The 11,679-nt window shown below is 70.8% G+C and carries 13 protein-coding genes; 8 read left to right on the forward strand and 5 right to left on the reverse strand.

Annotation, left to right across the window (positions count from 1 at the left end; all coding sequences use genetic code 11):
* The coding region (locus JWQ91_RS09635; protein WP_297782906.1) for a hypothetical protein at nt 1-260 on the forward strand (260 nt) is incomplete at its 5' end.
* A gap of 118 nt (nt 261-378) precedes the next feature.
* Nucleotides 379-525, forward strand: coding sequence for a hypothetical protein (locus JWQ91_RS09640; RefSeq protein WP_297782909.1), 147 nt, complete (start codon nt 379-381; stop codon nt 523-525).
* Nucleotides 526-540: 15 nt separating this feature from the next.
* Here JWQ91_RS09640 and JWQ91_RS09645 read toward each other — a convergent pair whose 3' ends face one another.
* The gene (locus JWQ91_RS09645; protein WP_297782911.1) at nt 541-774 is read right to left on the reverse strand and encodes a hypothetical protein; all 234 of its coding nucleotides are present in this window, start codon (nt 772-774) and stop codon (nt 541-543) included.
* Nucleotides 775-861: 87 nt separating this feature from the next.
* Here JWQ91_RS09645 and JWQ91_RS09650 point away from each other — a divergent pair, with 87 nt between their 5' ends.
* On the forward strand, nt 862-1,641 hold the full coding sequence (locus JWQ91_RS09650; protein ID WP_297782914.1) for a GTP pyrophosphokinase family protein: 780 nt from the start codon (nt 862-864) through the stop codon (nt 1,639-1,641).
* Between the two features lie 15 nt (nt 1,642-1,656).
* Here JWQ91_RS09650 and JWQ91_RS09655 read toward each other — a convergent pair whose 3' ends face one another.
* Nucleotides 1,657-2,742: an ATP-dependent DNA ligase gene (locus JWQ91_RS09655; RefSeq protein ID WP_297782916.1), complete on the reverse strand. Its 1,086-nt coding sequence runs from the start codon at nt 2,740-2,742 to the stop codon at nt 1,657-1,659.
* A 74-nt stretch (nt 2,743-2,816) separates the two neighbouring features.
* Here JWQ91_RS09655 and JWQ91_RS09660 point away from each other — a divergent pair, with 74 nt between their 5' ends.
* The 3 genes from JWQ91_RS09660 to JWQ91_RS09670 are packed head-to-tail and all read left to right on the forward strand — an operon-like array spanning nt 2,817 to nt 5,409.
* On the forward strand, nt 2,817-3,752 hold the full coding sequence (locus tag JWQ91_RS09660) for an ABC transporter ATP-binding protein (protein ID WP_297782919.1): 936 nt from the start codon (nt 2,817-2,819) through the stop codon (nt 3,750-3,752).
* A gap of 44 nt (nt 3,753-3,796) precedes the next feature.
* Entirely contained in the window at nt 3,797-4,522 is a 726-nt protein-coding gene (locus JWQ91_RS09665; RefSeq protein WP_297782922.1) for an ABC transporter permease, read from the forward strand.
* Nucleotides 4,513-5,409 carry a COX15/CtaA family protein gene (locus JWQ91_RS09670; RefSeq protein ID WP_297782925.1) on the forward strand — a complete coding sequence of 299 codons (897 nt, stop codon included), beginning with the start codon at nt 4,513-4,515 and terminating at the stop codon, nt 5,407-5,409. Before JWQ91_RS09665 ends, JWQ91_RS09670 begins: the two co-directional genes overlap by 10 nt.
* 63 nt (nt 5,410-5,472) lie before the next feature.
* Here JWQ91_RS09670 and JWQ91_RS09675 read toward each other — a convergent pair whose 3' ends face one another.
* From JWQ91_RS09675 to JWQ91_RS09685, 3 genes are read right to left on the reverse strand one after another with little or no spacing between them, the layout of a single operon-like run.
* Nucleotides 5,473-5,838: a DUF1330 domain-containing protein gene (locus JWQ91_RS09675; protein WP_297782928.1), complete on the reverse strand. Its 366-nt coding sequence runs from the start codon at nt 5,836-5,838 to the stop codon at nt 5,473-5,475.
* Between the two features lie 9 nt (nt 5,839-5,847).
* Nucleotides 5,848-7,332 carry a GNAT family N-acetyltransferase gene (locus JWQ91_RS09680; RefSeq protein ID WP_297782931.1) on the reverse strand — a complete coding sequence of 495 codons (1,485 nt, stop codon included), beginning with the start codon at nt 7,330-7,332 and terminating at the stop codon, nt 5,848-5,850.
* A gap of 11 nt (nt 7,333-7,343) precedes the next feature.
* Entirely contained in the window at nt 7,344-8,264 is a 921-nt protein-coding gene (locus JWQ91_RS09685) for a heme o synthase (protein WP_297782940.1), read from the reverse strand.
* 108 nt (nt 8,265-8,372) lie between these two features.
* Here JWQ91_RS09685 and tkt point away from each other — a divergent pair, with 108 nt between their 5' ends.
* Both tkt and tal read left to right on the forward strand, forming a co-directional pair.
* On the forward strand, nt 8,373-10,550 hold the full coding sequence (gene tkt / locus JWQ91_RS09690; RefSeq protein ID WP_297782934.1) for a transketolase: 2,178 nt from the start codon (nt 8,373-8,375) through the stop codon (nt 10,548-10,550).
* Nucleotides 10,551-10,574: 24 nt separating this feature from the next.
* Nucleotides 10,575-11,663, forward strand: a complete 1,089-nt coding sequence (gene tal / locus JWQ91_RS09695) for a transaldolase (protein ID WP_297782937.1) — start codon at nt 10,575-10,577, stop codon at nt 11,661-11,663.
* The last annotated feature ends 16 nt before the right edge of the window (nt 11,664-11,679 follow it).

Raw genomic sequence — 11,679 nt, forward strand, 5'->3', positions numbered from 1 at the left:
TCGAGCAGGCCCGGGTCGTCCGCTCGATCTCGTCGTCGATCGACAGCAAGGAGATCGACGACATCAACGAGAAGTGGGACCGGGTCCAGAAGCTCAACCTCATGAGCAGCCAGAAGATGCTGAAGAAACAGCAACCCGCGGCCGCGAGGGACTCCGAGCTGGGCAAGTACCCGGCGTTCACGGATCGCTTCCTGCTGCTCGAGGCACGACGCCTGATCGCCGATCTCGCGAAGGAACGCAGCGCCGTCGAGAGGCTCTAGCCGGACGGGGACCGGCCGGTGTGGGCCACGAGGGACATCCCCGGCGGCACCGGGACGGCGCGCCCCGACTGAGCCGGGCCGGGGTGGGTACGGGGGTGGCCCCGACGAAAGGACCCCCATGAGCGAGACACCCATCGAGCCCGACGACGCGCCCGGCGCGGACGAGGGACAGGGCGAGGAGTTCGACCCGGTGCAGACCGGCGAGCCCGCGACCGGGCCGGAGGCACCCGTGCCGCCGGGCGGCTCGGACGACGCCGACGCCTGAGGCCGGACGCCTCTCTCAGTCCAGGGCGAGCTCGAAGTCGGCCCGATCGGAGATGTGCTGTGCGTAGTCACGCACCGTCGCCTCCGGCACGCTGGCGTCGAGCTCGCCGAGCGACCGCTCGATCTCGGGGATGAACTCCTCGATGTCGAGCCCCGCGTAATTCTGCCGGAGCGACTCGTCGGCGGCGCGAAACTTCTCCTCGGCCTCACCCGTCAGCGGCTGGCCCTTGCTCGTCACGATCGTCTGCATGCCCAGACCGTATGCCGGTCCGGCCTCGCCCGCATCGTGACCACCGGCCCGCGCTGATCCGTGGACATCCTGTCTACAGTGGCTTGCGTGGACCCCACGCCTGCCCGGATCGACCTCGGCCGCCTGATGGAGCAGCCGACCGCAGACTTCCAGTCCGAGGACAGCCAGCAGCTCCGCCACGACTTCACGCGCTTCATGATGCGCTACAAGTTCGGCATGGAGGAGATCGTCACCAAGCTGTCGATCCTGCGCGACGAGTTCGCCCATCTGCACGACACCAATCCGATCGAGAACGTGTCGTCGCGGCTCAAGAACCCCGACAGCGTGCTCGAGAAGATCGGCCGCAAGGGGTGCGAGCCGACGTTCGAGTCGATCGCCGAGAAGATCACGGACATCGCCGGCGTCCGGGTGACCTGCAGCTTCGTGTCGGACGTCTATCACGTGTTCGACCTGCTGACGGGCCAGTCAGACGTCCACATCGTCGAGATCCGCGACTACATCACGAACCCCAAGCCCAACGGTTACCGCAGCCTGCACGCCCTGATCGAGGTGCCGGTCTTCATGAGCGATGGCGAGGTGCCGGTGCTGGTCGAGGTGCAGATGCGGACCATCGCGATGGACTTCTGGGCCAGCCTCGAGCACAAGATCCACTACAAGTACCGCCAGGACGTGCCCGAGGCGCTGCTGACCGGGCTGCGTGAGGCGGCCGACACCGCCCGCGAGCTCGACGCGACGATGGAGCGGCTCCACACCGAGGTCAAGACCTCCGGGGAGCTCCCGGTCGAGCTGCAGCGCAAGCTGCGCGGGACGGCGGACGTCGTCCCGGACGAGGACTTCGTCGAACGCCTCAAGCGGCTCCAGCCCTGACGCCGTGACGACGGCTCAGGCCAGGACGTCGCCCAGGTCGTACCTCGCGACCTCCTCGAGCTGCTCGTAGGTGCAGGACTCCGGCTCGCGGTCGGGGCGCCAGCGCTTGAACTGCGCCGTGTGCCGGAACCGGGTGCCCTCCATGTGCTCGTAGCCGACCTCGGCGACCAGGTCGGGCGCCAGCGTCACGAACGACAGGTCCTTGGTGCCGGTCCACCGGCTCTGCCCACCGGGAAGCCGCGACGAGGCCTGGGCGTCGGGATCCTGCCACTTCCCCCACGGGTGGTCAGCGGAGTCCACGACCAGCACCGCGAGCTGCTCGACGAGCTCGGCCCGCCGGGACTCGGTGAACGACGCGGCGACGCCCACGTGCTGCAGCAGCCCCTCGTCGTCGTAGAGCCCCAGCAGCAGCGAGCCCAGCAGCGGGCGCGCCTCGGTCGAGGTCTTGTGCAGCCGGTAGCCCGCGACCACGACGTCGGCGGTGCGGGCGTGCTTGATCTTGAGCATCTGCCGGACGTTGGGGGCGTACGGCTTGCCGAGCGCCTTGGCGACCACCCCGTCGAGGCCGGCGCCCTCGAAGATGCCGAACCACTCCTCGGCCAGCGCCCGGTCCGTCGTCGTCCGGGTCACGTGCACGGGCGCCGCGGCGTCGGCGAGCGCCTCCTCCAGGCGTGCCCGGCGCACCGCGAACGGCTCGTCGAGCAGGGACTGGTCGCCGACCGCCAACAGGTCGAACGCGACGAACGACGCGGGCGTCTGCTCCGCGAGCATCGCGACGCGGGACGCCGCGGGGTGGATCCGCTGGGACAGCGCGTCGAAGTCGAGCCGGCCGTCGATCGCGAGGAAGATCTCACCGTCCAGCACACAGCGGTCCGGGGTCTGCTCCTTGACCGCCTCGACGACGTCGGGGAAGTAGCGGGTCAGCTCCTTGGTCGACCGGCTGGCGAGGGCGACCTCGTCGCCGTCGCGGAACACGAGGCAGCGGAAGCCGTCCCACTTCGGCTCGTAGGACAGCCCGCCGTCGAGGGAGTCCGGTGCCGGGACGGCCTTGACCGACTTCGCCAACATGGGTCGCAGCGGGGGCATGACGGGAAGATCCATGCCCTGCAGCCTAGGGGCCGGGACGGACGGACGGCGAGGCGTCGGGGCCAGACCCCCACACCTACACTGGACGGGTGACTGAGCCGGTGAGAGTGGGGCCCGCCGTCGAGGTCGACGCCCTCGTGATGCGATACGGCGCGGTCACCGCGGTCGACGGCCTGGACCTGACTGTCGAGACCGGCACCGTGACCGCGATCCTCGGACCCAACGGCGCGGGCAAGACCACGACGATCGAGACCTGCGAGGGCTTCCGCGCCCCGCAGAGCGGGGCCGTGCGCGTCCTGGGCCTCGACCCGATCGCCGACGGTGCGGCCCTGCGCCCCCGGGTCGGCGTCATGCTGCAGTCCGGCGGCGCGTGGTCGGGCGCCCGGTCGTACGAGATGCTGCGCCACATCGCCTCGTTGCACGCCCACCCCCTCGACGTCGATCAGCTGATCGACCGGCTCGGGATGGGGTCGTACGGCGCGACCCCCTATCGCCGGCTGTCCGGCGGCCAGCAGCAGCGGCTCAGCCTCGCGATGGCCGTCGTGGGCCGACCGGAGCTGTTGTTCCTCGACGAGCCGACCGCCGGCCTGGACCCGGCCGCGCGACGGTCGACCTGGGAGCTGATCGCCGAGCTCCGCTCCAGCGGCGTGACGACGGTGCTGACGACCCATTTCATGGACGAGGCCGAAGCCCTGTCGGACCAGATCCACATCGTCGACGCGGGCCGGGTGATCGCGTCCGGCACGCCCCAGTCGCTGGCCTCCTCGGGCGCCAAGAACACCGTCCGCTTCACGGCCCGCGCCGGCCTGGACGTCGAGAACCTCATGCGCGCACTCCCCCACGACACCAAGGTCGACGAGGTGGCCCCCGGGTCGTACGTCATCGCGGGCGAGGTGGACCCGCAGCTCCTCGCGACCCTCTCGGCGTGGTGCGCCGAGCAGGGCGTGCTGACCGAGTCGCTGCTGGTGGAGCGCCAGACCCTCGAGGACCGGTTCCTCGAGCTCACCGGGAAGGCCCTCCGATGACCTTGGACTTCTCCCCTCGTCCGGGCGCCGCACCGCGTGCGGCCATGCTGCGCGCCCAGACGACGATGGAGCTGCGCCTGCTGGCCCGCAACGGCGAGCAGCTGCTCCTGACGATGGTCATCCCGCTCGTCCTGCTGCTGCTGAGCTCGGCGTCGGACAAGATCGTCGACCTCGGCCCGGGACGGCCCATCGACATCATCACGCCGGGCATCCTGGCCCTCGCGGTGCTGTCGACGTCGTTCACGTCGTTGGCGATCGCGACCGGCTTCGAGCGTCGCTACGGCGTCATCAAGCGGCTCGGCGCCTCCCCGCTGCCCCGCTGGGGGCTGCTGTTCGGCAAGGTCGGCGCCGTCGTCGTCGTCGAGGTCGTCCAGCTCACGGTCCTGTCGGTCGTCGGCCTGCTGCTGGGCTGGGAGCCGCAGGGCGGGGCCACGGCGTTCGTCGCGATGATCGTGCTGTCGATCCTCGGCACCGCCGCCTTCGGCTCGCTGGGCCTGCTGATCGCGGGCACCCTGCGCGCCGAGGCGACGCTCGCGGTCGCCAACCTGGTGTACGTCCTGCTGCTCGTCGGCGGCGGCCTGCTCGTCCCCCTGAGCCGCTACCCGGAGGCCGCGAGCCACGCGCTGCAGCTGCTGCCGTCCGGCGCCCTCGGCCAGGGGCTGCGCGACGCGTTCGACGGCAGCGGGGCGAGCCCCTTCACGTACGTCGTCCTGATCGTCTGGACGGTGTGCGCCAGCCTCCTGGTCGCGAGGACGTTCAAGTGGGAGTGAACCTCGGCGTGATCCGTCCCGTCCAGTCGTCGGTCGAGCGGTGGGCGTGGGCCGCCGTCGTCGCCAACACCGTCATCATCCTGACCGGCGGGCTCGTGCGCCTGACCGGCTCCGGGCTCGGCTGCCCGACCTGGCCGCGGTGCACCGACGAGTCCTTCACGCCGCACCGCGAGCTGGGCGTGCACGGCGTCATCGAGTTCGGCAACCGGATGCTGACGTACGTCCTCGTGGCGGTCGTCGTGGCGACGTTCGTCGCGGTGTGGCGCTGGAGCGGGACGAACCGCGAGCTGCGCCGCCTCGCCGGGCTGATCGCGCTCGGCGTCCCGTTCCAGGCCGTCATCGGCGGCATCAGCGTGCTGACCGACCTCAACCCCTGGGTCGTGTCGCTGCACCTGGTCCTGTCGATGTCGCTGGTGGCGATCTCGATGCTGCTGGTCTTCCGCGTCCGCGGCGGCACCCCGCTCGACGTCTCCGCCGGGCGCCGGGGGCTCGTGGTCGCCACGTATCTCGCGCTGTGGCTCGTGGTCTACCTCGGCACGGTCGTGACCGGCAGCGGACCGCACGCGGGCGACGCCCAGGCCCCCCGCAACGGGCTCGACCCGCACGTCATGAGCCACGTCCACGCGTTCAGCGTCTACCTGCTGGTCGCACTGACGCTCGCGTGCTGTGTGCTGCTGCGTGACACCGCGGCGGGTCCGCTGTCGGTGCTCCTGCTGATGACCGAGCTGGCCCAGGGCACGATCGGCTTCGTGCAGTACTTCACGGATCTCCCGATCGCCCTCGTCGCGATCCACCTGGTCGGCGCGGCCGCCCTCGTCGCGGTCGGCACCCGGCACCTGCTCGCCGTCACGTCCCGCCGCCCCGCCCTCGCCGACCGCTGGGCCTGACGTCTAGACGGACACGCCGACGGCGTGTCTGTCACAAGGTCAGGCCCAGCGGTCGTGGGCTCGTCAGCGGGTCCAGGGCGTCGTGGCCTGCAGGACCGCGTCGGAGAGCGACTCGGTGCGCAGCCGGGTGATGCCCTGGTAGTCGGGGTCGGCGACCATCGCGCTGAACGCGGCCCGGCTCGGGTACTCGACCAGCAGCACGGCGTCCCAGTCGAAGCCGTCCGGGGCCACCAGCGCGGTCGAGGTGTCGCCGAGGTAGACCACGGCGGCGCCGACCTTGTCCAGGTAGGGCTGGATCTCCCGGGCGTACTCCTCGTAGGTCGGTCGGCCCGTCGCGGTGAACTTCAGCAGGTTGAGCATCACGACACGGCCGCCCTGGTCGTCGGCGAGATAGCGCTTGAGATCGGCACCGGTGGGATCGACAGACATGCGAGCAGGCTAGTGGGTCCATCGGTCACGGTCGATCCACAGGAGCCACCGCCGGCCCGGCCACTCGGTGAGGGTCCACAGCTGACGGCGCTGCGGCAGGTAGGTGATGTCCTCGGGACCGGTGGGGAGGACACCGCGGTGGCGCGTGTAGTCCCCCGGACGCCCGACCCACAGGTCGCCCGGACGCCCCTCACCCGTGCTGGCGGTGATGAACCAGACGCCCTCCGCGACGGTCGCGCCCTGCATCCGCTCGACCTGCTGGTCGTGCAGGTCCGTCGGGGAGACACGGCCGCGCTCGTCGCCGCGCAGCAGCCCGGTCTCCCGGTCGATGGGATAGCGCAGCAGCCGGTGCGAGCCGCCGCGGCGGCCGTACTCCCCCGCGACCAGGCGGTCCTGGGTCGCGCCGCGCTCGAGCGACAGGAACGAGTACGTCAGTCCCGGCGTGTCCTCGTCGGCCTCCGCGGCGTATCGCGTGGACTGCGGCAGGGCGTAGCGGTAGCCCTTGAGCCGGACCCGGTTGCGGACCCGGACGATGTCCTCCAGGCGGAACACCCGGATGCCGCCCGCGCTGCCGGCGACGAACAGGTGCGGTCCGTACCAGACGATCCCGCCGGCGTGGACCCGCACGGGCCGCAGCCGGGTGAAGCCCCACCGGCGGCGCGGCTCCACCAGGAGCACGTGGCGGTAGCGCGGCGGCTCGTCGTCGCGCCAGTCGACGACCGAGACCCGCGAGCCGAGGAACCGCCGCAGCCGGCCCCGGGCGTACCAGCTCACCAGCACGACGTCGTGGCCCTCGAACGTGCCCTCGGGCGGGTCGGTCACGGCGTCGGCGGACGTCGTGATCCCCTGAGGCCACCACCGGGGGGTGCGCGCGTCACCGTCCTGCCAGGCCATGCCGGCGACCGCAGCGTCCGCGGGGACCTCGGCGTGGGTGCCGCGACGGTTGGTGTCGAGCAGGGCGCCCAGCAGGCCGACCCGGCGGAACCGCCCCGACAGCCCCTGCCCCGGCAGCGCGGCGGAGACCACGAGCCGGTGCGGGAAGGATGTGGGTCGCTCCATCCGCCGGCAGCCGTCGCAGTCCGGGTCGCCGGGCAGCAATGTGAAGCCGGCCCGCTCGTAGGCGCGGATCGCCGGATCGTTGCCCGGGATGACCCGCAGGCCGACCGGGGCGCCGTCCGCCAGCCCGAGCACGCGGTCGATCAGCTCGGCGCCGACGCCGACGCCCCGCGCCTCCGGGGCGACCCACATCGAGATCAGCTCGACCGCACCGTCGGTCCGGTGCTCGGCCGCGACCATCCCCACCGGACGCTCGCCGTCGTACGCGAGGAAGCACGTGTCGCCGTTCGAGAGTCGCTCGCGCCAGCGGGCCTCGGTGTCGAGGTCCCCGGTCCACGCGGTGACGGACTCGGCGAACGCCGCCCGGTCCTCGTCCAGCGACCGGAGCCGCAGCGCACGCCAATGGGCCCAGTCGTCGGGACCGACCTGGCGGATCACCTGACCCCCGGCTAGCGGAGGAACGGGTCGATCGCCGCCGCGACGAACAGCAGCGCCAGGTAGGCGTTGGAGTAGTGGAACAGGCGCATCGGCTTGATGACCGACAGCTCCTCGGTGTCGTCCGCGCGGGACTTCAGCTCGTACGCCTCGATGAGGAACACGATGCCGAGGGTGATGGCGACGGCCGGGTAGAACCAGCCCGTCGCCAGCGGCCACAGCAGCAGCGACGTGCCGACCATGACCCACGTGTAGGCCACGATCTGCCGCGCGACCTCGGCCGACGTCACGACGGACGGCAGCATCGGGACGCTGGCCGCGGAGTAGTCCTCGCGGTAGCGCATCGCGAGTGACCAGAAGTGCGGCGGCGTCCAGAAGAACACCACGAGGAACAGGACGACGGGAGCCCAGGCGAGCTCACCGGTCACGGCGGTCCAGCCGATCATCGCCGGGAAGCAGCCGGCCGCCCCGCCCCACACGATGTTCTGCGTCGTGCGGCGCTTGAGGATCATGGTGTAGCCGACGACGTAGAAGACGTTGGCGGCGAGCGCGAGACCGGCCGACAGCCAGTTGACCCAGTAGGCCAGGACACCGGTCGACACGACCCCGAGCACGAGCCCGAAGACCAGCGCGTTGCGGGTCGGGATCTGGTGACGGGCCAGCGGGCGGCGCGAGGTGCGTCGCATCATCTGGTCGATGTCGGCGTCCACGACGCAGTTGAGCGCGTTGGCGCTGCCGGCCGAGAGGGCGCCACCGACGAACGTCGCGATGACGAGCCACAGCGAGGGCACGCCCTGCTCCGCCAGGAACATGACCGGGACGGTCGTCAGGAGGAGCAGCTCGATGATGCGCGGCTTGGTCAGCGCGACGTACGAGGTGACGACGTCACTGAAGCCCGGCGAAGTGGGTACAGCGGAGGAGCTGGCGGGCTTCACATCGACGGCAGGCACGTGCACCAGTCTAAGGGACGCGAGTAGGCTCGATCATGACGGCCTGCGAAGCGGCCGACCCCCACGAACGTTCGACGATCAGGAGCCACCGCTGTGACGTCCGCAACCCCCTCCCTGGAGTGGACAGACCTCGACAAGAAGGCGGTGGACACGGTCCGTCTTCTCGCCGCCGACGCCGTGCAGAAGGTCGGCAACGGCCATCCCGGCACCGCGATGAGCCTGGCCCCCGTGGCGTACCTCCACTACCAGAAGCTGTTGCGCCACGATCCCACCGACCCGCACTGGGCCGGCCGCGACCGCTTCGTGCTGTCGTGCGGTCACTCGAGCCTCACGCAGTACATCCAGCTGTACCTCGCCGGCTACCCGATGACGCTCGACGACCTCAAGAGCCTGCGCACGTGGGGCAGCCAGACGCCGGGCCACCCGGAGTACAACCACACCCCCGGTGTCGAGGTCACGACCGGCCCGCTCGGCCAGGGCGTCGCCAACGCCGTGGGCTTCGCGATGGCGGCCCGCCGCGAGCGCGGGCTGCTCGATCCGTCCGCCGCTCCCGGCGAGAGCCCGTTCGACCACCGCGTCTACGCGATCTGCTCCGACGGCGACCTCGAGGAGGGCGTCTCCGCCGAGGCGTCGTCCCTGGCCGGCACGCAGCAGCTCGGCAACCTGACGCTGCTGTGGGACGACAACCGCATCTCGATCGAGGACGACACCAACATCGCCTTCACCGAGGACGTCGCCAAGCGCTACGAGGCCTACGGCTGGCACGTCCAGACCGTCGACTGGACCAATGGCGGCACCGAGTACGTCGAGGACGTCCAGGCCCTGTGGGACGCCTACCAGGCCGCCGAGGCCGTCACCGACCGCCCGAGCTTCATCCAGCTGCGCACGATCATCGCGTGGCCCGCGCCGACGGCGCAGGGCACCGGTGGATCGCACGGCTCAGCGCTCGGCGAAGACGAGATCAAGGCGACCAAGGAGCTGCTCGGCTTCGATCCCGACAAGACCTTCATCGTCGACGACGACGTCATCGAGCACACGCACCTCGCCCGAGACCGCGGCGCTGCCGAGCGCGAGACGTGGCAGAAGTCGTTCGACGCCTGGGCGGCGGCCAACCCCGCCGACGCCGCGCTGTTCGAGCGCCTCAAGAAGCGCGCGCTGCCCGAGGGGTGGGACTCGGACCTTCCTGTCTACGAGGCCGATGCCAAGGGTGTTGCGACCCGTGTCGCCTCGGGCGAGTTCCTCTCCGCCGCCGTGGCGCACCTGCCGGAGCTGTGGGGCGGCTCGGCCGACCTCGCCGGCTCCAACAACACGACCCCCAAGGGCGAGCTGTCCTTCCTGCCGCCCGAGCGGTCGTCCGCGAAGTTCCAGGGCGACTGGTACGGCCGCGTGCTGCACTTCGGCATCCGCGAGCACGCCATGGGCGCGATCATGAACGGCATCGTCCAGCACGGCCTGACCCGCCCCTACGGTGGCACGTTCCTGGTCTTCAGCGACTACATGCGTCCGGCGGTCCGCCTCGCGGCCCTGCAGGAGCTGCCGGTGACGTACGTCTGGACCCACGACTCGATCGGTCTCGGCGAGGACGGCCCGACGCACCAGCCGATCGAGCACCTCGCGGCGCTGCGGGCGATCCCCGGCCTCGACGTCGTCCGTCCCGCCGACGCCAACGAGACCATCGAGGCCTGGCGCACGATCCTGGGCATCACGGACCGGCCCGCGGCACTGGCGCTCAGCCGCCAGAACCTGCCGACGTTCCCCCGTGGCGTCGATGGCTACGCCGAGGCGAGCCACACGGCCAAGGGCGCGTACGTGCTGCTCGACACCGACGGCACGCCCGATGTGATCCTGTTCGGCACCGGCTCGGAGGTGCAGATCGCGGTCAAGGCCCGTGAGCTGCTGGCGGCCGAGGGCATCTCCGCCCGGGTCGTGTCGATGCCGAGCCGGGAGTGGTTCGAGCAGCAGGACACGTCGTACCGCGACGAGGTCGTCCCCCCTGCGCTGCGTGCCCGCGTGTCCGTCGAGGCGGGCGTCTCGCTCGGCTGGCGCGACATCGTCGGCGACGCCGGCCGCATCGTCAGCATCGAGCACTACGGCGCATCGGCTGACTACCAGACGCTGTACGACAAGTTCGGCATCACCGCCGAGGCCGTCGTCGCCGCCGCCAAGGACTCGATCGCCGCCGCGGCGTGCGAGCCCTCCGCACCGTTCCACGCCCGGCCGTCAGGACCTGTCGGTCCGGGTGACAACGCAGACGCGCCAACCACGCACTGAACGATTCCTCACGAAGGAGCACGTATGAACGACCGTCTCAAGGCCCTCGCCGACGCGGGAGTTTCCATCTGGCTCGACGACCTGTCCCGCGAGCGCATCGAGTCCGGCAACCTCGCCGAGCTCGTCAAGGACTTCGGAGTCGTCGGGGTCACCACCAACCCGTCGATCTTCGCCTCAGCCCTCGCCAAGGGCGAGAAGTACGAGCCCCAGGTCAAGGAGCTCAAGGCGTCCGGCGCCGACATCGCGGCGACGGTCTTCGAGATCACGACGACCGACGTCCAGAACGGCTGCGACATCCTCATGCCGGTCTACGACGCGACCAACGGGGCCGACGGCCGGGTCTCGATCGAGGTCGACCCCGATCTCGCCCGTGACACTGACGGCACGGTCAAGCTCGCGCACCGCCTCTGGGAGCGCGTCAGCCGACCCAACCTGCTGATCAAGATCCCCGGCACGCTCGAGGGCCTTCCGGCCATCACGGCGACGATCGCCGAGGGCATCAGCGTCAACGTGACCCTGATCTTCTCGCTCGAGCGCTACCGCGGCGTCATGGACGCCTACCTCACCGGCCTCGAGCAGGCCGACGCCGCCGGCCGCGACCTGTCGACGATCCACTCGGTCGCGTCGTTCTTCGTCAGCCGCGTCGACACCGAGGTCGACCGTCGTCTGCCCGAGGACAGTCCGCTGCGTGGCACCGCGGCGCTCGCCAACGCGCGCCTGGCCTACGAGGCGTACGAGGAGTTCTTCGGCTCCGACCGGTTCAAGGCCCTGGAGGCCAAGGGCGCCCACGCCCAGCGCCCGCTGTGGGCGTCGACCGGCGTCAAGGACCCCAACCTCCCCGACACGCTGTACGTCACGGAGCTCGTGGTCGCCAACACCGTCAACACGATGCCGGAGAAGACCCTCCGGGCCGTCGCGGACCACGGCGAGATCATCGGCGACCGGGTGCACGGCACGTACGAGGAGTCCCGCGACGCGATCGCGGCCCTCGAACGGGAGGGCATCGCGTACGACGAGGTCGTCAGGATCCTCGAGGACGAAGGACTGGACAAGTTCGAGGTGTCGTGGAAAGAGCTCCTTGAGACGGTCTCGACAGAGCTCGACAAGGCCTGAGCCATGGTCGAGGTTG

The organism is Aeromicrobium sp., assembly GCF_025965075.1.
Lineage (GTDB): Bacteria > Actinomycetota > Actinomycetes > Propionibacteriales > Nocardioidaceae > Aeromicrobium.